General features: G+C 33.8%; 20 protein-coding genes, 1 tRNA gene and 1 pseudogene. 10 read left to right on the top strand and 12 right to left on the bottom strand.

Going from position 1 to position 24,046, the window contains the following annotated elements; all coding sequences use genetic code 11:
* Positions 1-227 precede the first annotated feature (227 nt).
* The 6 genes from J4T76_RS11195 to J4T76_RS11170 all read left to right on the top strand — a co-directional run bounded on the left by J4T76_RS11195 (position 228) and on the right by J4T76_RS11170 (position 5,998).
* Positions 228-359, top strand: a complete 132-nt coding sequence (locus J4T76_RS11195) for a hypothetical protein (protein ID WP_267347838.1) — start codon at positions 228-230, stop codon at positions 357-359.
* A gap of 71 nt (positions 360-430) precedes the next feature.
* Positions 431-817: a hypothetical protein gene (locus J4T76_RS11190; protein ID WP_267347836.1), complete on the top strand. Its 387-nt coding sequence runs from the start codon at positions 431-433 to the stop codon at positions 815-817.
* A gap of 78 nt (positions 818-895) precedes the next feature.
* Positions 896-1,447, top strand: coding sequence for a DUF3275 family protein (locus tag J4T76_RS11185; RefSeq protein WP_267347834.1), 552 nt, complete (start codon positions 896-898; stop codon positions 1,445-1,447).
* A 93-nt stretch (positions 1,448-1,540) separates the two neighbouring features.
* Complete coding sequence (locus J4T76_RS11180; RefSeq protein ID WP_267347832.1) at positions 1,541-2,119, top strand: hypothetical protein; 579 nt, start codon at positions 1,541-1,543, stop codon at positions 2,117-2,119.
* A 9-nt stretch (positions 2,120-2,128) separates the two neighbouring features.
* Positions 2,129-3,610, top strand: a complete 1,482-nt coding sequence (locus tag J4T76_RS11175) for a DUF6094 domain-containing protein (RefSeq protein WP_267347830.1) — start codon at positions 2,129-2,131, stop codon at positions 3,608-3,610.
* An 81-nt stretch (positions 3,611-3,691) separates the two neighbouring features.
* Positions 3,692-5,998 carry a DEAD/DEAH box helicase gene (locus J4T76_RS11170; protein WP_267347829.1) on the top strand — a complete coding sequence of 769 codons (2,307 nt, stop codon included), beginning with the start codon at positions 3,692-3,694 and terminating at the stop codon, positions 5,996-5,998.
* A 137-nt stretch (positions 5,999-6,135) separates the two neighbouring features.
* Here the strand turns inward: J4T76_RS11170 and J4T76_RS11165 are convergent, their stop codons facing one another.
* The 5 genes from J4T76_RS11165 to J4T76_RS11145 form a co-directional block, all read right to left on the bottom strand.
* Positions 6,136-6,531 (bottom strand): hypothetical protein, encoded by a 396-nt coding sequence (locus J4T76_RS11165; protein WP_267347828.1) that lies wholly within the window; start codon positions 6,529-6,531, stop codon positions 6,136-6,138.
* Between the two features lie 84 nt (positions 6,532-6,615).
* The gene (locus J4T76_RS11160; RefSeq protein WP_267347827.1) at positions 6,616-7,008 is read right to left on the bottom strand and encodes a hypothetical protein; all 393 of its coding nucleotides are present in this window, start codon (positions 7,006-7,008) and stop codon (positions 6,616-6,618) included.
* Between the two features lie 123 nt (positions 7,009-7,131).
* Positions 7,132-7,428, bottom strand: a complete 297-nt coding sequence (locus tag J4T76_RS11155; protein ID WP_267347826.1) for a HigA family addiction module antitoxin — start codon at positions 7,426-7,428, stop codon at positions 7,132-7,134.
* Between the two features lie 8 nt (positions 7,429-7,436).
* Entirely contained in the window at positions 7,437-7,712 is a 276-nt protein-coding gene (locus J4T76_RS11150) for a type II toxin-antitoxin system RelE/ParE family toxin (protein ID WP_267347825.1), read from the bottom strand.
* 99 nt (positions 7,713-7,811) lie between these two features.
* Positions 7,812-8,279 carry an STY4534 family ICE replication protein gene (locus tag J4T76_RS11145; protein ID WP_267347824.1) on the bottom strand — a complete coding sequence of 156 codons (468 nt, stop codon included), beginning with the start codon at positions 8,277-8,279 and terminating at the stop codon, positions 7,812-7,814.
* A 378-nt stretch (positions 8,280-8,657) separates the two neighbouring features.
* On the opposite strand from J4T76_RS11145, the gene mobH reads away from it, so the two are divergent.
* The 4 genes from mobH (at position 8,658) to J4T76_RS11130 (ending at position 11,803) form a co-directional block, all read left to right on the top strand.
* Complete coding sequence (mobH, locus tag J4T76_RS11140) at positions 8,658-10,523, top strand: MobH family relaxase (protein WP_267347823.1); 1,866 nt, start codon at positions 8,658-8,660, stop codon at positions 10,521-10,523.
* Between the two features lie 12 nt (positions 10,524-10,535).
* The gene (locus J4T76_RS11935; RefSeq protein ID WP_416379708.1) at positions 10,536-10,922 is read left to right on the top strand and encodes a phage integrase SAM-like domain-containing protein; all 387 of its coding nucleotides are present in this window, start codon (positions 10,536-10,538) and stop codon (positions 10,920-10,922) included.
* Positions 10,856-11,509 carry a site-specific integrase gene (locus J4T76_RS11135; protein ID WP_267347822.1) on the top strand — a complete coding sequence of 218 codons (654 nt, stop codon included), beginning with the start codon at positions 10,856-10,858 and terminating at the stop codon, positions 11,507-11,509. Before J4T76_RS11935 ends, J4T76_RS11135 begins: the two co-directional genes overlap by 67 nt.
* Positions 11,510-11,738: 229 nt before the next feature.
* Positions 11,739-11,803: transfer RNA gene (locus J4T76_RS11130), tRNA-OTHER, on the top strand.
* 16 nt (positions 11,804-11,819) lie between these two features.
* On the opposite strand, the pseudogene J4T76_RS11125 reads toward J4T76_RS11130, so the two are convergent.
* From J4T76_RS11125 to J4T76_RS11095, 7 genes and pseudogenes are all read right to left on the bottom strand, one after another.
* Positions 11,820-12,188 (bottom strand): annotated as a pseudogene (locus tag J4T76_RS11125) (tyrosine-type recombinase/integrase); the annotation flags it as partial.
* Positions 12,189-13,143: 955 nt separating this feature from the next.
* Positions 13,144-13,980 carry a DUF6708 domain-containing protein gene (locus J4T76_RS11120; RefSeq protein WP_274460481.1) on the bottom strand — a complete coding sequence of 279 codons (837 nt, stop codon included), beginning with the start codon at positions 13,978-13,980 and terminating at the stop codon, positions 13,144-13,146.
* Positions 13,981-14,026: 46 nt separating this feature from the next.
* Complete coding sequence (locus J4T76_RS11115) at positions 14,027-14,863, bottom strand: DUF6708 domain-containing protein (protein ID WP_274460480.1); 837 nt, start codon at positions 14,861-14,863, stop codon at positions 14,027-14,029.
* An 11-nt stretch (positions 14,864-14,874) separates the two neighbouring features.
* Complete coding sequence (locus J4T76_RS11110) at positions 14,875-18,876, bottom strand: toxin VasX (RefSeq protein WP_274460479.1); 4,002 nt, start codon at positions 18,874-18,876, stop codon at positions 14,875-14,877.
* Between the two features lie 29 nt (positions 18,877-18,905).
* Positions 18,906-19,835, bottom strand: a complete 930-nt coding sequence (locus J4T76_RS11105; protein WP_267340858.1) for a hypothetical protein — start codon at positions 19,833-19,835, stop codon at positions 18,906-18,908.
* A 2-nt stretch (positions 19,836-19,837) separates the two neighbouring features.
* Entirely contained in the window at positions 19,838-22,291 is a 2,454-nt protein-coding gene (locus J4T76_RS11100; RefSeq protein WP_267355828.1) for a type VI secretion system Vgr family protein, read from the bottom strand.
* A 666-nt stretch (positions 22,292-22,957) separates the two neighbouring features.
* Positions 22,958-23,860: an AraC family transcriptional regulator gene (locus J4T76_RS11095; protein ID WP_267355830.1), complete on the bottom strand. Its 903-nt coding sequence runs from the start codon at positions 23,858-23,860 to the stop codon at positions 22,958-22,960.
* Positions 23,861-24,046 lie beyond the last annotated feature (186 nt).

The following is a 24,046-nucleotide window of genomic DNA, read 5'->3' as shown; positions in this document are numbered from 1 at the left end:
GCAAACAACGAGAAGATGATCGTTAATTCTCAGACGTTGCCAGTGAAATGGAACGTTCCTTTATTAAGGTGATCACATACCATTAGCCAACAAACTCACTACATTCGTAGGTTGGTAGCATCTATTTGATGTTGAGTTCATATAAACTTATCTTTTACTCACCCATAGGGGAATATTTTCTCCTGTGGAAATTATTCTCCTTATTTCACTTAATTAGGAGAATATCCATGTTAACCAACGAATACATACTTCTTTCAACAGAATATTTCCTTGCTTTAGTTAATTGCGAAGCAACTATTCCAGATGATGTATCATTAAGTTCAATTATTCAACAATACTTACATAAGTCTAAATTATAATTTCAACCAAGAGGGGGAGATTTTCACTCCTCTTGGGTGATATCTCCTGATTTTTTTTGAGGAGGGTTATTATGAAATGGTATTCAGAGCATAATATTCATACTAAATCTGAGTTGATTAATTTATTAATTGCTCCTGTGTATAGTAAATATTATGAAGAAAAAACATTGCAATTTTATGTTTGTAATGACTATGTTCATGGTTTAACCATATTATGGTCATTAATTGAATTTAATGTTACAAATGATTATCAAAATATTTTACTAGCGGGTAAATATTGTTATATAAAATGTAATTTGATCAAAAAAATTAACGAGGCTTGGAGCTATTCATTTTATTGTGAATCATCTTTTCCTCCATATAATTCATGTCCACTTAATTATCTTGAATTAGCTAATTTTGAAGTAAATCAAGAATGGCGTACTCAAGTTAGAAATTATCATCAACTACAAAAATAGTTTTCCTATTTAAACCAGCTCACCTCATGACATGATGAAAGAGGTAATGGTTTTTACTTTTTATCCTGGAGCATTAATATGATATCAATACCTGGTGAATTAGTGATTACGACCAGAACGGGTAAATATGGCAATTTCAATGTTGCAAAGCTTTTTACGTCCATCGGTGAATTTTCTTTAAAAGATAATAAACTTTTGGATCAGTATGAAGCTGGTAAGTATGAAGGGTCATTTGTTATTAAACAAATCAAATCTTCTTCATATAGTTATGGCAACCGCGTTGTTATTGAATGTTGTGCATATATTGAAGATATGGATCTAGTTAATTCATTTAACTTGGATGAAACAGATTCAGAAATAATACATATATCAGAAGACCCTATTTGTCAAAGAGAGTCATCTGAGGTTCAGAAAGTTAATTCTGAGCATCAATCTGAAGAAACTATGATTATCCATAGTTCAGGTGATGCAGAACTGTTTGGGTTTTTGTGGCCAATAGGTGATCAAGTTAAACTAGATTCAACAGAGGATCGCTTAAAAATACGATCACAGAAAAAACGGTTAATAGAACTTGGTTACTGTTTTGATTATAAAAGCCAATGTTGGAATAAATTGCCAGAACAATTTTAACTTAACTTTTCTATTTATCTCTAGGGAGAACAAGGTCTCTCTAGAGATCGTTTCTCCTTAGGTTGATTATATTGATTTAAGGGGAAACTTTTAATGAGTAACATTCTTATATTACAAGATATACCAGATCTGAAATGTGATTGTTGTATTGCGAATAATGACTCCGAACTGATTTTTTTATCTGTATGGGGAAAAGATACGGCAATGCAGGAGCTCTTTGCAAAACTTACGATTGGCGAAACAACTAAGCATGGTTTGAAGGATATTAAGTTAAATCATCATCGAGTGTTTTTAGCCGAAGGAAAGCATTATGCAAAACGCACATTGAAAGTAACAAAAACATTATTTGGTTCGTTGATTCATGCCTTTATTTTTGATAAACGCATTATTGAACCAAACCGTGATTCAAATTCAATGATTTCTATTTATAAAAAAGAAGATATTTCCACTATATATAATCGTTACTTTGATGCAATTAAAACTCTTTCCTCTGTACCATTTTTAGAACATTGGGCTGACGAAATCGTATCGATTGCTAAACAACAAGGAATGATTAAAGAACATAAAGCAATTGTTGGTGACATTGATGCAACAACAATCATTGTAAACGACACAATATTAACTCAAATCATGAGTCAAAATATTCGTGATGGTATTTTAACTTTATTATAGGAAGTATGTATGGTTGCACTTTTATCACCACGAGTGGCGCATAATTTTGCTAAAAATGGCTATTATCCAACGGATGATGCTACAACAAATGCAATTGTTAGTCATTTTGTAAGAACTGATAATACAGCTATTAGGGTTTTAGATCCTTGTGTCGGAGAAGCTCGAGCAGCAAGTAATATTACGTATTCAATTAGTCATAAGGCAAAACTGTATGGTATTGAATACAATCGATATCGAGCAGATATAGCTGAAAAATATTGTGATGTTCTGTTAAAAAGTGACTTATTTGATACCGTTATTTCACCTAATTCTTTTGGTTTATTATTTTTAAACCCGCCATATGGAAATTTGACAAGTGAACATAATGGAGCAATTACAAATTACCAAAAAGACTACAAACGATTAGAGAAAATATTTTATCGTTTTACTATTCCGTCTCTTCAGTATAACGGTATTTTAGTATTAATAATTCCGTTTACTCAGCTTGATGAGATGCTTTCAAATTGGATTGCGAGTCAGTTCACTGATATTTCAATATTTACAGCTTGTGATAAGCAATTTAACCAAGTTGTTATTTTTGGAAGAAAAGTTCGACAAAATGATATAGCTCTTCAGGAAAAAAATGAAATGAAGGCAAAATTTAAGGCTATTTTTGAAGGAAAAATTGTTCCTGATGAGATTGCTGTGACAGATAAGCCGAATTATCAAATTCCTGAATCAAAAAGTGAAATTAAATCTTTTTATAAGTTATCATTTACTGATGTAGAGTTAGAGCAGGAAGTTAAAAAGATCGGTGGATTATGGAATGACTTTAATCTTTTTTTCAAAAGATGTTGTGAATCTAAACGTAAACCGTTGTGTAAAATGTCCGACTGGCATTTATCTCTAGCACTAGCTGCTGGTGAAATTAACGGTATTGTAAAATCCAATACAGGTAAAACTTATATTATCAAAGGTGATACTTACAAATCAAAGTTGAAAAGTGTTGAAGATACTTTGGATGATGAGGGCCTTGTTGTTGAATCAAAAACAATTTTGACAGATAAATTTATTCCTTCAATAAAAGCGTGGGATTTCACTCCATATTCTGAAACATTTGGTTCGTTATTGGTAATTTCGACTCAAATTAATAAAGTTGATGAATTGGATGAAAATGATGAACATGTTGAAATTATTGAGAATAATCAATCATGCTCAGTTCTTACTGGATTGATTTATTATACACCAGGAATTAAGTTTTTGGCCGAACATGATTGTGATATGGCACTTGCTGTTTCAAAAGCTTTCAGTCGTTATAGAAATGGCGATTGGGGAGATGATATGGACGATAGTGATACAAAATTGAATGATCAAGTATTAAAACAAGGACAAAAAAATGATCGCTTATTTGCAAGTTATAAGCTTTCTGATGATACAAAACTATGGATTATTACTGAATGGCATGATGAACGGGGTTTTATAACTACGTTGATGTTGCCAAATGAATATTAAATCTATATTAATTTAAACATTAACCCATAAGGGATACAATCCCTTTGGGAGCTTGTATCCCTTTTTATTTAAGGATTAAAAATGGAACAAGTAACATCAAATATACAAATTGATTTAAATAGTTTTATTAACGAGTTTAAAGATTCATTATTGGATAGTTTAAATGCATCTAATCCTCCAGTCTATCTTCCGGATGATATGTCATTTGAACGACAATCAATTATGGATCGGCTAAAACGTAAACCTTTTACTGCTCAAGCTCATGTTGTACAGGCTGTTACAAAATTGTTATTAGATCAGAATGAACCCGCTGCGATTATCAATGCAGAAATGGGAACTGGAAAGACAATAATGGCAATTGCTGTGGCAGCAGTACTTCACTATGAAGCCCAGTATCGACGTAATCTGATAATTTCGCCACCTCATCTTGTATATAAATGGCGACGAGAAATTTTAGAAACGATACCAGGTGCAAGAGTATGGGTGTTAAACGGTCCAGATACACTTGTTAAGTTACTCAAATTGAGACAAGAGTTGCGATTGGGTATTACGTCTGATGTGCCAGAATTTTACGTTTTAGGACGTGTTCGTATGAGAATGGGCTATCACTGGAGACATACATTGAAATCAAAGCCTGTTTATCAAAAGCATAACATTCATGATGAACACGGAGAGGTTGCTACAAAATATATCAAGCGTGAATGTGCAGCTTGCCCTGATTGTTTCAATGTTTGTCGTAACGATGAGGGAGAGCCGATACTTTTACATGAGTTTATTTTTCGAGACAAACGCGGAAATTGTGAAAAATGCGGCAGTGCTTTATGGACATTGATGAGAACATCAAATAAATCGAATTCAAGCTTCAGAGACAGGGTTAAAAAATCAATGTGCCAAATTCCTTTTATTGGACCAGTGAAAGCTGAAAAACTGATAGATCAATTCGGTGATGATTTTCTTTCGGACATGCTTGCGGATAACTCCGCAGATTTTGTTAACCTAATGAATGAAGATGGTGATTTTATCTTCACTGATAGACAAGCTCGAAGAATGGAGAAAGCTTTAGCAAAACTTGAATTCGGATTTGGTGAAGGTTCTTATCAAGCGACTGAGTTTATCAAACGGTATTTACCTCAAGGCTTTTTCGATTTACTGATTGTTGATGAAGGCCATGAGTATAAAAATCAAGGGTCGGCGCAAGGTCAGGCAATGGGGGTACTTGCAAGCCAGGTTAAAAAAATTTTACTTTTAACTGGTACTTTAATGGGCGGATATGCTGATGATTTATTTTTCTTACTTTTCAGGGTATTAACCTCAAAGGTGATTGAAGATGGCTACAAACCCAATAGCAGAGGATCACTTGGTACAGCTGCTATGGAATTTATGCGAGACCACGGAATTATTAAAGATGTTTATACCGAGCAACACGGAGATAGTCATAAAACCGCTAAAGGAAATCAGATCTCACACAGAACACAAAAAGCACCAGGTTTTGGACCGAAAGGCATTTTACGTTATGTGTTACCTTATACTGTATTCCTGAAGCTTAAAGACATAGGAGATAACATTTTGCCTAAATACACTGAAGAATATATTGATATTTCAATGTCTGATGAACAACGAAGTTATTATGATAGCTTATCTAATACATTAAAAAGTGAGTTAAGAAAAGCGCTAGCAAAAAAAGATACTACTCTGTTGGGGGTTGTTCTCAATACATTATTAGCTTGGCCAGACTGCTGTTTTAGAGCCGAAACGGTCATACATCCAAGGACAAAAGATAAAATAGCTTTTGTGCCATCAATATTTAGTAATGGTGATAATAGTGGCTGCTTAATTGATATTTCACCCAAAGAGCAGTATTTAGTTGAACTGTGTTTAGCTGAAAAAGCTCAAGGTCGAAAAGCATTAGTATACGCAACGTATACCGGCACTCGAGACATAACTGGTAGGTTAAAGCAAATTCTTGAGCAAGCAGGATTAAAAACGGCTGTATTGAAAGCTAATGTTTCGCCAGAAAAGCGGGAGGATTGGATTCTTGATAAAGTTGATAGGGATTATGATGTTGTCATAACTAATCCTGAACTTGTTAAAACAGGTCTTGATTTACTCGATTTTCCGACCATTATTTTCTTACAAACAGGTTTTAATGTATATACATTGCAACAAGCAGCCAAACGTTCGTTTCGTATTGGCCAAAAAAATGACGTAAAAGTTATATTTTTGGGCTATGAACGTTCTGCTCAAACAAGTTGTCTTGCGCTCATGGCCAAGAAAATAGCAGTATCACAAAGTACTTCAGGTGAAATGCCTGAATCAGGATTAGATATACTTAATTCTGATGATGAATCTATTGAAGTGGCTTTAGCAAGACAGCTAATTGCAGTATAAAATAAGTGATATAAGATAAAAGCTGGCATGTTATATGTCAGTTTTTGTTATTATAAATCCATTAACAATATGATAAGTAATAATAGTCATAAAATAAAGACTAAATGTGTTATGCACATTTAGTCTTTATACTATAATTAACTTGTTAATTCATTAATATTATCAATAATATGCCCATCAATGTTTAATACTGCTTCTGAGTATAAGTCAAAATAGGCATCATGACCTAACTCTTTAAAATGTTCTAAAAAACAGATCAAAAAGCATTGTTCAAAATTTCCTGATGATAACATTTCTTTGTAGGATGAATTAAAACGAATGGCAATTTTTTCATAAAAATCAGTTTGATATTTACATTGCCATTGTTTTTTCAGCCAATTTTCCATCTTAGACCAGTAAATATTAAATTCAACACCACCAGCATCAGATAATGACTTAATCAAATCATAACGTTGAATATTAGACAAAATATCTTTATCAATTTTTATAATGTCATCTCTAAGATAGAGTTTTCTACTATTCTCAATATACATAATTGTTCTCCTATAGTTTAATTGAAGGAGAACCCTCCATTAGGAGCATCCTCCTAATGGAAATGGTATTGTTGTGTAAAATATCTATAAAGCTAATTCATAACGAGCTAGATTAATGAGTTTATCTATTTCAATATTACGAACAGCTATTAATTTGCGTTTCAGAAATTCGGAAAAACTAGTTGTTTGGTTTAACTGCCAATGAACTAATAGTGCATTTACTAAGCCACTAATCACTATGCTATTAGTAGAATTGTCTATTATTGATGCTCGTTCAACTTTACATGGACGATTATTTATTGCACCATCAATCCAAATTTTACCAAGAAGGTGAGTGATTTTATTTTCAACTTCAATAATTGAATTAAAACTATGCTCAGAATTAATAATCTCAACCTGGTTATTGTCAGTAAAGGTGATTTCTAATTTATATCCATAATTATTTTCAAATAAGTCAATGATGTAATTAATTGTCATGATAATTCTCCTAATGAATTAAAGTAAGGAGAATAATTTCCACAGGAGAAAATATTCCCCTATGGGTAAGTGAATGAAATATCAATTAAATAGATATTTCCTTATGTTGTTTGTAGATTAAGACTATATTGAACACGGAACTAAACGAATTATTTCCGGTTGGTTTGATTTGCTTTTAATTTGCCATAAATCATACTGCGATTGTAATGATAACCACATTCTTGCAGTACTAATACCAGCTTGTTCTAATCGCCAAGCTAATGTCGGCGATATAGGAGCTTTACCGTGTAAAACTCTTGATATTGCTTCACGTGAAAACCCCAAATGTTTAGCAAAATCGGTAATAGTCATATTTAATGTATTAGGTAAAATTTCATCTAATAAAATTTCACCGGGGTGAGAAGGATTAAACATTTCCATAAATGCTCCTAGTGATAATCTTCATAGTCCAGTATAAATACATCGCCATCGTTAAATTCAAAAGTTAATCGCCAATTACCGGATACGGTTAGTGACCAGACATTACTACGATCACCTTTTAGCTGATGACATCGCCATAAATTTCTAATTTCATCTATATCCGAAATTGCATTTAGATACGTTAGCATATGTTTAATTTTTCTTGACTGATCAGCTCTGATACCTCTAGCTGAGCCAGTTTCAAAAAATAACTGTAATCCTTTATGTTTAAAACTTTTTATCATAAGTCAACCTGTGAACAATTACATCACAAATAGTGGGTTAAAGCAACTGATTTTACAATTAAAAAAAGCAAGTTTCCTTGCTTTTTTTATTATTAATCATTATGCAATATTTCTAATTTCTTCGTCAATTTGTTGAGGTTCACTTTGATTTTCTAAATGTTCGATTTTATCCGAATATTTAAGTTCACCATCAATTTTAATACTGGAGATTTTCAATAATCGAGCTTTTAAATTGATTCCAACATCTCCTTTTTTAGACCCAGTCTCGTATGTAAATGTTTCAGCATAGATATCACCAACACAGAAACTTATTAAAATTTTTTTATTAGCTTTTAATGCATCAGTGCATTTTTCAACTAAGGTTTTTGCTTTTTCACCAGTAACGTTACAGTTAATGTAAGTATATTCGGCGTTTTGACAATTACCTCGAAGTGCAGCGATTGTACATGATAAATAAGGGTTACCATTTTTTACTTTAACTTCACGGATTCGGTTTAAATACCCAATTCCAGTTGTATGTAAATCAAAATATTGTTTAGTTACTGTGTTATTAGTTAAGTTAGTCATAATATTCTCCAAAAATAAGTAAATAAAAAGGAGAATTTATGCCCGATAGGGATAAAATTCCCCTATGGGTGAGTAAAAGATAAGTTTATATGAACTCAACATCAAATAGATGTTACCAACCTACGAATGTAGTGAGTTTGTTGGCTAATGGTATGTGATCACCTTAATAAAGGAACGTTCCATTTTACTGGCAACGTTTGAGAATTAACGATCATCTTCTCGTTGTTTGCTACAAAAGTAGCTGAAAACAGAATGATTATACTAGTTGAGTAGAAAATCGCAATAATATCTTTGGATAAAAGTTTATTTTTTTATATTAAATATGACTTACCGAGTTTATAGTGACAGACTACTGATATCGTAAAAATAATAGTGATTATGTTTCATTTAATAAAAAAATTTATTGTCAAAAATAAACCAGAAGACATAGTAACCAATGATATCGCAGGATTAGATGGATGGTATATCCCAAAATCTGCAAAAGAATTGCTTGATACTTCCTTACGGCAAAAGCTTATCTCACTAATTTGGCAACGAGTATCAATTGATCAACAGAGATTCAAAAAGTTATATATGGATGTTATCAATAATTATGTTGAAATAGTGCAGTTACTTCCAGCTTCTGAAGCACATCATCATTCTTACATAGGTGGTATGATTGATCATGGACTCGAAGTTGCAAATTATGCATTAAAGCTAAGACAATCATACTTACTCGGAGCTAATGCAGAAGATATTCCAAGACAAGCTCAAGCTTGGAGTGCCGCAGTTGTCTATGGTGCATTATTACATGATATAGGTAAAGTGGTTGTAGATGTTCATGTTGAAATGAATGACGGTAACATCTGGTATCCATGGCAAAGCAATTTAAATTTACCATACCGATTTAATTACAAAAAAGATAGAGATTATTCTCTTCATCCTTGTGCAGTTACACTTATGATTAAGCGCATTTTGCCTGATGAAAGTATCACTTGGTTATCACAATACCCAGAATTATTTAAATCGTTTTTAAGTTTATGTTCTGGTCACACTGAAAAAGCTGGCGTATTAGCTGAAATTATACAAAAAGCAGATATGTTTTCTGTATCAAATAATCTGGGGGGAGATCCAACAAAAATATTAAGTAAACCAGTATCATTAATGAGTAAAATGATCGTTTCGATAAGATATTTAATTGAATCAGAATTAGTTTTGAATGGTCCAAAAGCTAGTGATGGTTGGTTTGATGGTAAAGATGTTTGGGTTATTAGCAAATCATTTACAGATAAAATGAAAGCTAATTTGTTGCAAAATGGTATAACAGAAATACCAGCTGACAATGCTAAAATATTTAATATATTAAAAGAGCACGGAATAGCAATTCCAAACGGTGATAAAACGATCTGGCCATGTAAAATTGAATCAGAAGAAACTGGTTGGATTGCTGAAAAATTAACACTAATACGAATACCAGGTAATGTGGCTTTTCATAATATAACTAATGCTCCAGAATCATTCAAAGGGTCAATTACTCCATTGTTTACAGAAGCTGATGTACAAAGTGATTTTAACCCTATACCTGACAATATACCAGTCGATGAAGGGGAAGTTGAAGAAAAAACCAATTTAAAGATTGTATCTGAGTCTGTAGATAACAAAAATTCTGTAATGCAAGATACAATATTCAGTTTATTTTCTAATGAGCATAAAAATACTGAAATCTCTGAAGTACAAATAATGGATAAGCATGATGATTTCGAAAATTCACAATTAGAAGATAATTTAATAAAAGGTGATGATACAAAAAATAATAATATTTCTACTTTTAATGAACCTATTCCTAACACATTAGATAATAACGATATATATAATCATCCATTTTTTAAGTGGGTTCGAGTCCAAATTATTGATAAAAAACTGCCAGTCAATAATCAAAACGCATGTATTCATACTGTGGACGGTAAGATATTTATGGTAACACCTAAAATTTTTAAAAAATACAGTTTATATATGAATGGTAATGATGATGAAAGTAACTGGAAACAATATCAACGTGAATTCCAAGCTCTAAAAATTCATATGAAATTTAGCGATGAAGGATTTAACATCTGGAAATGCATTATTTCTGGAAAAAGAAAGAGCCATACTTTCATTAAAGGGTATCTAATTGACAACAAACCATTATTTGCTATTGAAAATAAATTCCTTGATAATCCTCATTTAACTTTAATTCAGGATATTAATATTTACAAAAACAATTAACAAGGAGTTTTAATGAACGAAAAAACGCAAAAACAAGGAAACATGTCTTGGCAAAATTTGTTAATAGCATATCTAGACTTTAAATCATTGCGTAGTCAAAGTAGTCACAATTATCGAAGATACGTTAAATCATTTACTCGATTTTTTGATAGTGAGTTTACAAATATTGATTCAATCAATCATGAGAAAGTATCAAGTTTTAGAAATTATATTTTAAATGTAAGAAATTGTAAAAATACTACATGGAATAATTATTGCCGGCATTTTAAAGCAATGATGAGATTTGGGATTGATCATGGATTAATTACACAAAAAAAAATCCATTTGATAAGATGTTTCTCAAACCTGGTAAGAAAGCAAAAAAGACTGTATCACAAGATGATATTGATATTTGTCTGAATTTCTTAAAAGAAAAGCAGTTAGAAGAAAAAATAAAAGATTTTTATTATCCTACACAATTCTGGATAACACTTATTAAAGTATTGCAATATACAGGTATTAGACGTAATCAATTATTGCATATTCGTATTTGTGATATTAATGTTAAAGATAAGAAATTGTTATTAATTGAAGATGGCTGTAAAACTTATAATGAACGAGAAATTCCACTTTTAGATGATATATTAAAGGATATTATTGAATTAAAGAAACAATTAAAAATGTTGAATAAGAAACCAAAAATGCAATTGTTTAATATTTACCATTTTAAAAATAATAAATCTAAATCTCGTGCTTATAAAGAAATGGATTTTAATAGAATAGATTCTTTTTTTCAGCGTTTATCAAAAGCTTGTGGTGTAAAAGTTACACCGCACCGTTTTCGGCATACATTAGCAACAAACTTGATGAAACACCCAGATCGAAATGTGACGTTAGTTAAAGAATTATTAGGTCATTCGTCTCTATCAACAACTTTAGAATACATTGCGACAGATCATGAGCAAATAAGATCTTGTTTGAATGAGCATTTTAATCAATTAAAATAATAAATAAACACTATTAAATAAATAGCGGTTTGTTGATTATTAATATTATCAGACAACGACAGGCTGCTATTTTAAAATTTAGTATAATGATCAGTAAAATAAGTCGGTGATAAAATAAAGTGTTAATATTGATCTTGACAAAAAATTTAATTTAATTATGATTTGCAAACAATATCTATCCCTCTTACCTGTGTAATGAGTTAAATTAAATATTAAAATCATCTATATGATATGATTTTGCCAAGTCGACTCATAATCGATTGGTCACTGGTTCAAGTCCAGTAGGGGCCACCATTTAAAGCATTTATAATCAATCATTTACGACTCGCAATCTTGGTGCTTGATTATTAATTTTTTCAGAGTGGGACCAAAATGAGACCATGTTTGAAAATTTGCTTAAATGGTCAGCATTTAAATGAGCATATTTTTTCACCATCTCAAGTGTTTCCCATCCACCCATTTCTTTTAAAGTGAATAACGGTGTTCCAGCTTGAACATGCCAACTTGCCCAAGTATGACGCAAGTCATGGAAATGAAAATGATCAATTCCAGATGGCTCATATGCTTGTTTAAAGTCTCTCCGATCACTATCGTAAACACGTCTATCAGTTGAGTGAGTAAAAACGTATTCACAATTGTTTCTAAATCTTAGTTTTCTCATTAATTTGATGGTATCATTAATTCAGTAATAATACTCTGACTTTTATTAAGTTATTGTCTGCTATTTTATTTATTGGTAGGTTTTTTAGTGATTAATTGTTGAGGGTAGGGAAGTGATTTTTTACTGCGGCTTATATCGATTGATTCAACTATTGCCATGGCGGATTGACATAAATTAAATTATATTTTTATGTGCAATAGCCCCAATATCTTAGCTCGTCCGTAACCTGATAGGACAAACTAACCTTTATTTAAAGAGATTTCAGTATGTTTGGGTTCCTATTGTGAGCCAGATTAATATTAATAGAAACGCATATATTCCAACAAAACTATAATTTTTTACTCGCTTCTTGTTTGCACTCATTAATCAGTGAAGAAGAAGAGGTGACAATGTTATTCTAAACGTTGCTTTTTAGTCATTAGCAATAAGGGAAGATATAAACAGAGCTAAGGCTTAACAATAAATCTTTGAGAAGTGTTAGTTAATGTCCATTAACGTCATCATGCTCCTTTTTAGCTTAAACTCTTTTTGTTAGCCATCAAATTTGCTAGATCCTGAATATGCACAATTCTGGGTGCTTTTATCCTGAATCCAACCGAAAGGATGGTATTGCTAGTTCTAAGCAATTTGTAATCCGTATTCATTAAATGCATTTTTTTAAAATTATAAGATCAAAGTCGTTACATCGAGAATAAAACGGAATCTTATCATTATTTTTACATTAATTTGTTTTATCAATCAGTTAGTTGAGGACTTTTTCCAAATTTGATTACAATAATTCAGCAATATGCGTTTATTCTTCTCAGAAGATTGTCTCCTCTACCAATCCAATGTTGATTGACTAGTTGTCTGTTTTGATAAAACTAAGTGAGACCTTTATTTAAATCGCCAATACAACCGGGTATTTGTGGGCGGTATTTTGATGCCATGTTAACTCCTTATTCCTTATTATATAGCGTTATATCCAAGCTTATTATGACGCTTCAACATTATACTTTTGTTTAATGTTTGTCAGCTCCTCATGCGTGGTGGCATTAAATGCTTCGACCATCCAGTCTGGCCAACCTTGACCTTTTATAATCTCTTTTTTGAATTGAGTTTCTTGTTCCCATTTGTATTTGCCATCGTTCAAGCTGATTAAATCATTCGCACACATAAAATTATTGACCCAACCCCAGACCAGATAACTACCAATACCATTGCGTAGCGGATCTAACATTATATGGTCAATGGTTTTATAGGTATTGGGTTTGCATACCATTAATATGGTGCTATTGAGAGAGTATCGGGAATAGTTATGCACCACTACCCCTTGTAGATACGCCCAGTCATACTCTTTAATGCGTTTTTTACTTGGGTGAAAAAAAGTTAATGGATTACGTAATACCTTAAAATTGAAAAAATAGCTTTCATTGACATACACTTTACCGGTCTTACGATTGAAAATAATTGGACTACCTCGACGAGTAAAAATATTTTGAAATAATTCAGGAATAAGAATGTAAATAGCAAAACCACATGTGGTCAAACCAATTATCAAGAGAACAAGTATATGTAAATCATCTTTATGTTTTGTACTTAAAAGTAGTACAGTTAACTTAATACCAAAAAATAACGCAGCAACACCAGAAAATAAACCTAAAAATAAAATAAATGAATAAAAAATTTGATTTGATTTCGTTTTACGAATAAAAGCACAATAATTATCATTAGCATACAATAAACGTTGATCGGCACCTGTTAAATAGTTACCGCCTTTATCTAAATCACCTATCCATCCAAGGATTTGGGGTTGATATTTTGATGGCATGGTTTTACTCCTGATTCCTTATTGTATAGCGTTATATCCAAGCTTATTATGACTCAACATTATACTTTTGTTTGATTTTAGCTAACTCGTCATGCGTGGTGGCATTAAATGCATCGACCATCCAGTCTGGCCAACCTTGACCTTTTATAATCTCTTTTTTGAATTGAGTTTCTTGTTCCCATTTGTATTTGCCATCGTTCAAGCTGATTAAATCATTCGCACACATAAAATTATTGACCCAACCCCAGACCAGATAACTACCAATGCCATTGCGTAGCGGATCTAACATTATATGGTCAATGGTTTTATAGGTATTGGGTTTGCACACCATTAATATGGTGCTATTGAGGGAATATCGGGAATAGTTATGCACCACCACCCCTTGTAGATACGCCCAGTCATACTCTTTAATACGTTTTTTATTGGGGTGTAAAAAAGTTAATGGATTGCGTAATACCTTAAAATTGAAAAAATAACTTTCATTGACATACACTTTACCGGTTTTACGATTAAAAATAATGGGGGATCCTTTACGAGTAAAAAGGTTTTGAAATAAACAAGGAAGAATTATAGCGTATAAAGCAAAAATACAAGTGATTAAACAGATTGTTATAATAATGAATACGAATAAATCTTCTTTATTTTTGAACCTTAAAAGGAGATGACATAATTTAGTACCAAAAAAAAGAACTGCACCACTAACACATAGCATTATGAAACATAATGATAGATAAAAAAGTTGATCGAATAAAGTTTTACGTATAAAAACGCAATAATTATCATTAGCATACAATAAACGCCGATCGGCACCTGTTAAATAGTTACCGCCTTTTTCTAAATCACCGATCCAACCAAGTATTTGGGGTTGATATTTTGAGGGCATTGTTTTACTCCTTATTTTATCTTATTTTTTTTGGTTATGATTAAAGGCACATCTTCACGGTTATTATATTGAATAATTATCTGATATTTTGGAATATTAATTGCACCTATAGTTCCTGCCATCCATTTATTTATGATTAATTCATTGGCTAATGGCGTGTCGTCATTGTGTTTTTCAGCTGTTAAGCCAGGCGTTGATTGGTTTAATATAAATTCGTCTGGTTCGTCAAATTTATAGTAGTCGGGCATCGGGCGCCCTAGTATATCGCGATTACGATCATACCTTTCAAAATAGGCGGCTTTGTCTGTCCAGATAAGATTAAGATCCCCATAGTTTTTGCTGATTGCTATTAACTCTATTTTATGTGACGTGATACGGTACTTAAAGTCGATATATTTTTCTGGTATTGGGTCTGGTTCGGTTTTTAGATTTGGGTAATCATTAATAAATAACCGAATTAGCGCAGTGGCGCTTTCGTTTTGATGGTATTTCGCAAAGTCAGGAATATCCAAATAAAAATAGATATGGCGTTGAAACAGATTGGGGGCACCAGGCTGGGATGACGTTCCTGGTGGATGATACAGCGGTTTTAAACGAACAAAGGTTTGGATATTATAGGTCATAACCGCATAGTCATTGAGCGCCAAACCAAAACCACTGTGAGTGTATAACTCGTCTTCGTGGTAAGCTTGATAGTCTAAATAGTCAAATTCTTGTTGTACACCAAAGTAACAGCGATTTAACCAATGTTGAATAGCAGTAAAATTGTCGTACTTTTTACTAAATAAAATCGCAATGCTACCACCAACTAAAAAGATAATTCCCACAATTGCACTTAACAATGAACCCATTAATGCTACTATAGCGCCCAAAATTATAATACCAGCACCTGTAGTTCTCATATAAAAGTAAGAAGAGTCCTCCATATTCCTCATATCCCATGCACTTCTTAACTCACCAAAAGCTTCGAGTACGGTAATCGCTGCTGTAGCGACACCAACCGTTTTAGATATCATGGAATTCAATCTGATTTTAGCATCTAAGCTTGCTATATCTTTTCCTGCATTGATGCCTTGAATTAATTGCATATTGAGATGAATATTTTTATATTGACTGGTTAAATCTATGCCAGTCAATATCAGAGAAATTAGTGAATTAACCATTTGTGCTCTTAAATCAAGTTCGCCATTACCTTCTTTAAACTCATCCCACTCTTTAAGCATATCGCTCATATTCATTAGGGTAATGGTACCTAATATACCGCTTACCGCCAAATTCACTTTAAACGTTTTTTGACCAATCCGTACGTCTTTACTCGCTGTTTTTACTCTAATTTTACTGTCAATTGTGTCTTGTTTCTGTTCCATTTGGTTTATTGCTGTTGTTGCAGCTGAACTTTGTTTTTCAATATCCGCTTTAGCTTTGGCAATGGCTTCATCACTGGTTTTTTCTAATATATCAGCGGTTGTCGCTCTTCCTTTTTCATTAATGTCTATATTTTCTAACAGGTTTTTTTGTTTATAAATTAATTGGAAATACTGTTTGTAGTTCTGTTCTATAAATTGTTTTAAGTTATGCGGACTTAATGTACCATTAGTGCTGTTAATAAAGTCCACAAACACGGTTTTACTGGCTTGATCGGGAAAACATAATGTGAACTTCACTTTTTTAGTTTTGGTTGTTCCTGTTTTGGTGACCTGTTCATCAATTTCAATACTGTGTAAAAGTTCCAACTCATGCGGGTGATAGATGCCCCTGTTGTAAAATCCACGATGCATTTGCGTAAAAAGATTTTGGATTTTAACAATATTTTCAGGTCTAATCTGTACGTTAATCTCAACCGGTAGCGCTCCGAGTTTAGCTAGTTCGTCAAAAGCGTTTAATCGCATCCACTGAGATTCGATCGGTTTGCGTTTGATATCTTTTGCTAGTATTGCTTGTTTTTTCAATGCGGTACGATTGAGTAAACTTTCGCCTGACTCAGCCATGAAAGTTGGCGATGAGTTTGGATCGGCTATATTGGCTAACTCTTTATTGATCGCTTCGAGATTCCTCTTTAAATCAATAAGTTTTTTTTCATAAACCTGTTTTTGGCGCCTAAGTTCATTTTGCGCTACAGGATCACTAACTGGAATTTGTTTTTTTTGTTGAGCAAGTTCGTCTATTTTCTGTTTGTTTCGTTCGATTCTAATTTCAAGCTCAGCTTTGTTTTTTTGTAATATTTTGATTTTTTGATTGGTGTCTGTTTCAATTTTATGTTTTACCGAGGCATTATAAACCGTCCCCAAAAAGTTGGTTGCATTCGATACCACATCTTTAGGTGTTAACAATTGGTTGTTTTCTAAATCGACGTAAACAGTCTCATCACGATCGATACCTTTAACGTTGTTATATTCACTGATATAGTAAATGCTTTCAGAATTACTAAGCAGTTCGTCCCATAATGCGCTATCTTCATCCAATTTTATTTCGGAATGGGTGGTATCGAGTAACATATTTGTCACTTGCGATTGATAGACTAGTTGTGTTTCTTGACTGCTAAAATCAAATTCACGTTGCCAAAAATGGTTGGTATTGACGCTAAGCGGTTTTGTTTCAGTAAATGTTGAGGTAAAGCTGTCTTTGCCAAATAACCAACGTGCATATGTAAAGTAGTCTAGCGACCATTCTTTATGATAATCAATTACTTCTTTTAAAGCAGATTCCAATTCTCGATTGAAATTCGAGACTTTGCCTTTATCAACACAACTATCAAACTCATCCAGTTTTTCTTCTTTCATTGATTTTACCCTACTAAGCTCTAAGCCTATTTTAGTAATATCATATGATCGTGCTGTTATCGAAAGTCCTTCTGGATTATTGTTTCTTAGATATGTTTCCTTCTCTTGTAAAATTGCTATTTCACGATCAAACTGTGATTCTATTGAAAACCGATATAGTTCAATCAACTGTAATATCGTGCGTTTTTTAAACATAACCGGTTTATAATAGTTAAATTGTCGCTGTAAATCAGGATTAATGGTTTTGAACATGTTTTTTGCGCGTTGCTCGTAAATTTCGGTTGCGTGTTCTAAGCTTTCAAAACTATCAATTTGCTGTTCTGTTAACGATATTTCGTTTTGTGTTAAGGGCGTTTCATTAAATATATGCAGATGCACAACGCGCTGTGTGTTAAGTTCTTCGGCAATGCCAAAGGTATCTTCTAATACCACCCCACACGATATTGCTTTTCCCTTTGAGTATAAGTTGCTCACATGCGTTGCAAATTGTTGTTTTTGCTGTTTAAAACTGTTAAAGGGATGCGCCGATTCAAAGAAAGGTAATTCATTATCATCAAAACGAAACTCTAATACTTTGCTGGGGGTTTCGGTATTATTTACCTGACCAAAGATATCGGTAAACGGGACAGCCCGGTTACCGGTTGCTTCTGCCGGTGACTGAGCTAAATTAGTAATATCTATTTTGGTAAAACGGGATAAAACTTGATTGTCTTGCTCTTTTAGATAATCTTCAACGGCTGTTGTACTCCAAGGTTGCGAACTGTATGCCACCCACGCTTGAGTATAGTCCTCTTGTAGATGAATAAATGCTGCCGGAATAGTGTGACAGTAGTTTTTACAGGCTTTTGATATCGGTCTTGGTTCGGTATAAGTAAGTTGGTGATGGTTTCTTAATCTTAACGCCCCTTCAACACATTCATAGGTTTGCATCATTCGACTATTTATATCTTCGCCTTGTTGTTGCATCACATAGATGTAACCGTTTCGCAAAGTCCGTAAAATATAACCGTATTCGATCAGTTTTTCATCGGGCATTCGTGATTTAAAATTTAAATTTTTTGGATAATTTGCCAATTCTTGATAATCGGGATTCGCCTCAACCGTTTTGTGACCTTTCATTTTTATCACCGCCTGACGCAATAAAAATACCGGTATTCCTGTTCGACCACACGCCAGGCAATTACCACTGGCCTCGTTTTTATTTTCAATGGCGATGTTTTCTGTTTTATTCATCTTATACTCTTTAATTCTTTATTTTTTCTTTATTCTGTCAGTAAATGGATTTGGCTTTCAAGGTTAATCTTGGCGTCAATGACATGTTTAGAAAATGTACCGGGCGCCAGTTGGGCTTTAGGTATTTGTTTCAGTACTTGTGGATGTGTAGTAAATAGATGTTGATACCGTAATCCATTTAATCCCCAAAACAGGATATCGGCGGCATCGGTTAAGCCTAATTTGTCAGCTTGTTCAATTAGTTGTGTTGCCTGTATAATTACCTGCTTTTCAAGTGGCACATTTTTTTGTTCTTCAAATTGTGTGCGGTTATTTGCCCATGCATTAACAAGCGTGCGAATGACCCTTAATTTTTTTAAACGTTCACCGTATTCCGTACTCCAACCTTGTTCTATTGTTGATTCGTGATCGCTTATATAAGGAATAAATTCGCCATTGTGTATTGACGGATAATAATAGTTTTCAATTTGTGGAAATTGCGCTTTAAGCCATGCGTTGTCTTGGTTTGAACCAAGTTCCTGTAAAAATTGCATCCGGAAAGGTTCAAAAAAGGGATAATAATGTCGTCGCAATGTTTTAGCGATGTGATTTCCAATATTAATAATCTGTTTTGCCAATATTGACGGTTTAAGGTCAGTGACAATAAATGCACAGATATATCGTGTTGACCAAAAACATTCAACCGAGGCTTGCATTGTGATTTTATCAATGATTGCTTGCTCTAAAAATTGATAAGGTTCAGCAAGCGTAACTAATGTCGGGCATACGCTTGGATCATAATCTAGATCAGTGCGTAAAACCGTTGTAAGTTTTTTTTCACCAAATGATTTATCTTCACCATATAAACTCTGTAATCCTCTACGTGATAATGGACTGACTGAATTAAGTACGATTTTATTATCAACTAAAAGATAGCGATATTTGTTGAAACTGGCTCTTTTATTTAATTCTCTAAGCATATTTAATCCATTTCGGTACAGAGTTTAACATCTAACTCGCTTGATTTTAGTTGAATTTTTTTGTTTAGGGTCGCAGGCGACATTTTTTGCATTGCATTACATTTAAGATAAACATTCTCTGGCGAGCCAAGCTCGATCCCCGCCTCGCTGATTTTGATGTACGAGCCTCCACAAATAAAGGTTATTTCTTGCGCTGCGCTAATGTCCACTTTACTCTCTACACTGTTTATTTGGATATCTTGTTTCGCCAACATATTGAGGTTGGCATTTTGGGCTTGCACATCAATATCACCTTGATTGGCTAACACTTTCATTCCTGATTTTTGTGCCAATAAGCTGATGGCTTCTGATGTAGATAGGGTAATATTTTTTAATGCCGTAATATCCGTTTGACTTGCCGTTGTTACCGTTATATTGTTGGCGCAAGTAAGCTGGATGTTTTCCGGACTGGTTAATGCTATGCCTTCTTGTGCATAAGCGAGGATCCCCGCTTGATTCATGTCTTTTAAAGCACTTTGTAAGTGTTGTTGTGAATCTGTATCAGATGCATGAGTTTGCGCCTGTTGCGCCGCATTTTGCAGTGCTTTGGCAATCGATAACGCATTTTCCAGTTCAGCCATTGCCCCTTGCATATCCAGTTGCTTACCTTGCGCTTTGGGTTCGGTCTGACTGGTCAAATACAGACCTCGATTCGCTGCAATCGCCCCCCATTTATCCGTACGCAGTTCAAATCCTTCCCCTCGTTGCTCTTTGTTGCTGTTGACAAGATGCCCAATATTAAGTTGAGTTTTGCCGTATTCGGTCGCCAGCTTGATGTGCTCCTGCCCCCGTTTGTCATCCATGCGTAACTTATTATTGGTTGGGGTACGAATCACATTGCGATGTTTGTTTATCGTCGTTACAAGGTCCGGATGCGTACTGTCATGCATGGCATGCGCAATATACGGGCGGTCAGGGTTGCCCTTGGTAAAGGCAATGGCAACTTCAGTCCCGTCAATCAGTGGAAAGTGGAAACCATAACTCCCGCCTGCGTACGGTTTTGCCTGCCTGACCCATAAACTTTCATAGCCCTTTTTCCACTCTTTTAGGTCATAATTAAATTTAACCCGATAACGACCCTGAGTATCAATATAACCGTAAGTGTCATTGTCAGGACTAGTCACTCTTGCCGATAAGGTACCCACCATTTTGGGCCACTTTAATGGCTCAGGACGGTATGGTTTTAATACCTGATACGGTATTGCGGTAAAACTCAGCTCGTAAGCATCCGTGCGGTTGCCATGGCCTTCCACGCTTAAAATAATCATACCGTCATCAACATTAACCAGCGGACTGCCCTTAATTTGAATGCGTTGACCTGGTGTCAGATGATAGCGGTTGCTTTTTCCGCTAATCAGAGTTTTTTTACTGATTGCTTGTTCATGTCGAATTTTGGCATACCATTGACCGGTTTCAATTTGATTACGCTGGTCAGTTGAGCCATTGCTGTTGCGATTATCGTTATCTTCCTCAACTTTATCTTCCTGACCGTAAGTTGTTCGTTCTTTATAATGCTCATCATAACGGTAATCGGTGCCATAAGTGGTGCTGTCTTTAGGTTGGCTGTTAACTTCACTCAGTAACTTAGCTTTGGCGTCACGGTAGTTGTAATCCTGCACTTTGACTGAGGATTTCACCATATGATTGTCCTGCCGAATATTCCAGATACTTTCTGTTCCGCCATCCAGCGTATCACTCGGTAATCGATAATCTATATCACTTGCCTGCTCATAACCTTGTTCGTTATCACTTATGACCATGACATCGCAATTGTGCTCGGCATGCGTTTCAAACCGAAACCAGACACCAATATCGGCTAACAGACGTTGTATAAAGCTTAAATCACTTTCCTGCCATTGAGTAATGAATTCACGTTCCGGATAGCGATTGTTCAATTCCAGCCGATAATCAATGCCAGTAAAACCATGACTGCGTAGCACTTCTTCCACCACACTGATCACACTTTGATTTTGAAATATCGCATGATTGCGATTCAATGCTAATCTTGCTAAACGAGGGGATAACATAATCTGATAATGTGCCTGCTCTTTACTCACAGATAACACATTAAAACGAGTGATAACACCAGAAATTTTACGTAAGTCACTCTCGATAGGGCGATCACTTAACGAACGAATCGCCGTTTCCAGTACGTTATTCATAGCAGGATTAAAGTAGAAGGACGCTTTTTGGTTGAGTATCGCATCAGGCGATAAAGTTTTATCAATACTGGTGAAGTCAATGGTGTAATACCATGGCTGATTGAGCTGCTCATCCCCCTGAACCTGTATAACACTAATCGGCGAAATCAAATTATCGACCATTAAGGTGTAGCGGTTATGACATACCTCATCTGCTATTCCATTAAAGAGCCCCTCACCAACGGTATTAATCAGTGAGTTTAATTTGTTCGCCATGTTTACTCCTTCAATTCCTATATTTGATACTCGAAAATGATTATCGGGATCAAGTTAATGTGTTTTCAAAAATTTTTCAATAAATTCTTTATATAATGTATAAAAAATGGATTGGATGTTTGTGAGTAGAGTCTGAATGTAGAGTGATGAATTGAAAATAGTTGTCTATTATTCAACAAACTTTTACTGGACAGAGACTTCAAATGCAGTCAATTGTATGAACCGTTTTTACCGGATTTTATTTTTACGGGGGGAGGTGGCGAATTTCTAAAAGTTTTGTCACCTAAACCACTCGTAATGGTTTAGTTTCATCATTAATAGAAATCTTCTTATAATAAAAAAGAAAATTCGAATGGAAAGGGCAATCAGAGAATGATGATGGCTATTGTTTGAGCTTAATTTCTCCAATTACAGCTTATTCAAATAACTCACATCTAGAATGGTTATTTGATCCAGATCCTGCGTATAACATCATACCATCCATACTTGAGAAGTTATGTAGTAATACATCAGAATCTAAAATTGTAAGGTTAGCTGTATCAGTTGTTCCATTTTAGGCTAATGCCAGAGAGATTCGAGTTAATGCAATAGAGCGTAAATTATGATATTTAGCATATGCCGGTAATATTAGCTTTTCTAATTAACACATTCTAACTTAGCTCTAATTTAGACCTTTCGAGAACCTTTGCGTATTTTTAGCACATCTTGCAAGGGTGTTTGGTTGAATAAGTTTTTATATTCTCGATTAAATTGTGTTGCACTTTCGTAACCGACTTTTAAACTCGCTTGAATCGCTGTCATATTCTCGCTGACCATTAAACGCCGACCTTCATGTAATCTAAGTTGTTTTTGAAACTGCAATGGGCTTAAACTTGTTACTTTTTTAAAATGACGATAAAAGCTAGAGAGTGACATATTCGCTTGATTGGCTAATTGTTCCATTTTTATCGGCTCTCTAAAATGTTCTTTTAGCCAATCTATCGTATTCGCAATACGATAACTTCTTGTTTCTGGCATACAAATTGATATTAGCGCTTCACCAAATGGACCGATTAAGAGTAGATAATGAATTTCTTTTATGATTAGTGGTGCTAAAACCGAAATTTGTTCAGGTTTATCCAGCAACTTAAGCAATCGATAAAAAGCATTGATTAGATCATCTTCAGCTTTAGAGATAATAATACCATTAAAACTTTGTTGCGAAGGTTTATTTAATTCCGGATATTCTATTAATAACTCTTTAATTAAATTATTATCAATCAAAAGTGACAATGAAAGGAATGGGGCTTTCGTCGTTGCATTTTTAATTGTGTTTATCGTTGGAATATCAATCGAGGTTATAAGATAATCACCTTCTTTATAATGATAACGTTTGGTGCCAAGCAGAGAGCTTTTTTCACCTTGTATTATCATTGTAATCATAGGATGATAAAAACAATTTTCTAAACAAATATCTTTATTTTTGCCAACTTCACGCCTATAAATGCCAAAGTTTTTAATTTGTGTTGGATAGTCCCCCACAGTTGGCATTCTTTTTAGCATTATTTTTTTAATTTCTTTTTTTAACATAGAGATTTCTCTATTTATTTAGATTTCTCTATTAGCATATGATTTCTGATAGGATTAGGCAACTTTTTGGCAGGATCGGCTCTATTGGATATTATTATCAGATCTTATAATAATCAAAAACGAAGTGAAATACATTCGTATCAGTATCTAACATTAATAAATTATCTATCATTTTTAGTCGCACTT

The organism is Gilliamella sp. B3022 (genome assembly GCF_028751545.1).
Taxonomy (GTDB): domain Bacteria; phylum Pseudomonadota; class Gammaproteobacteria; order Enterobacterales; family Orbaceae; genus Gilliamella.
This window is presented reverse-complemented; position numbering and strand designations above follow the sequence as displayed.

Coding starts and splice junctions, on each gene's coding strand:
- J4T76_RS11195 (WP_267347838.1), top strand. CDS start 228: ATGTTAACCAACGAATACATACTTCTTTCAACAGAATATTTCCTTGCT.
- J4T76_RS11190 (WP_267347836.1), top strand. CDS start 431: ATGAAATGGTATTCAGAGCATAATATTCATACTAAATCTGAGTTGATT.
- J4T76_RS11185 (WP_267347834.1), top strand. CDS start 896: ATGATATCAATACCTGGTGAATTAGTGATTACGACCAGAACGGGTAAA.
- J4T76_RS11180 (WP_267347832.1), top strand. CDS start 1,541: ATGAGTAACATTCTTATATTACAAGATATACCAGATCTGAAATGTGAT.
- J4T76_RS11175 (WP_267347830.1), top strand. CDS start 2,129: ATGGTTGCACTTTTATCACCACGAGTGGCGCATAATTTTGCTAAAAAT.
- J4T76_RS11170 (WP_267347829.1), top strand. CDS start 3,692: ATGGAACAAGTAACATCAAATATACAAATTGATTTAAATAGTTTTATT.
- J4T76_RS11165 (WP_267347828.1), bottom strand. CDS start 6,531: ATGTATATTGAGAATAGTAGAAAACTCTATCTTAGAGATGACATTATA.
- J4T76_RS11160 (WP_267347827.1), bottom strand. CDS start 7,008: ATGACAATTAATTACATCATTGACTTATTTGAAAATAATTATGGATAT.
- J4T76_RS11155 (WP_267347826.1), bottom strand. CDS start 7,428: ATGGAAATGTTTAATCCTTCTCACCCCGGTGAAATTTTATTAGATGAA.
- J4T76_RS11150 (WP_267347825.1), bottom strand. CDS start 7,712: ATGATAAAAAGTTTTAAACATAAAGGATTACAGTTATTTTTTGAAACT.
- J4T76_RS11145 (WP_267347824.1), bottom strand. CDS start 8,279: ATGACTAACTTAACTAATAACACAGTAACTAAACAATATTTTGATTTA.
- mobH (WP_267347823.1), top strand. CDS start 8,658: ATGTTTCATTTAATAAAAAAATTTATTGTCAAAAATAAACCAGAAGAC.
- J4T76_RS11935 (WP_416379708.1), top strand. CDS start 10,536: ATGAACGAAAAAACGCAAAAACAAGGAAACATGTCTTGGCAAAATTTG.
- J4T76_RS11135 (WP_267347822.1), top strand. CDS start 10,856: ATGTTTCTCAAACCTGGTAAGAAAGCAAAAAAGACTGTATCACAAGAT.
- J4T76_RS11120 (WP_274460481.1), bottom strand. CDS start 13,980: ATGCCATCAAAATATCAACCCCAAATCCTTGGATGGATAGGTGATTTA.
- J4T76_RS11115 (WP_274460480.1), bottom strand. CDS start 14,863: ATGCCCTCAAAATATCAACCCCAAATACTTGGTTGGATCGGTGATTTA.
- J4T76_RS11110 (WP_274460479.1), bottom strand. CDS start 18,876: ATGAATAAAACAGAAAACATCGCCATTGAAAATAAAAACGAGGCCAGT.
- J4T76_RS11105 (WP_267340858.1), bottom strand. CDS start 19,835: ATGCTTAGAGAATTAAATAAAAGAGCCAGTTTCAACAAATATCGCTAT.
- J4T76_RS11100 (WP_267355828.1), bottom strand. CDS start 22,291: ATGGCGAACAAATTAAACTCACTGATTAATACCGTTGGTGAGGGGCTC.
- J4T76_RS11095 (WP_267355830.1), bottom strand. CDS start 23,860: ATGTTAAAAAAAGAAATTAAAAAAATAATGCTAAAAAGAATGCCAACT.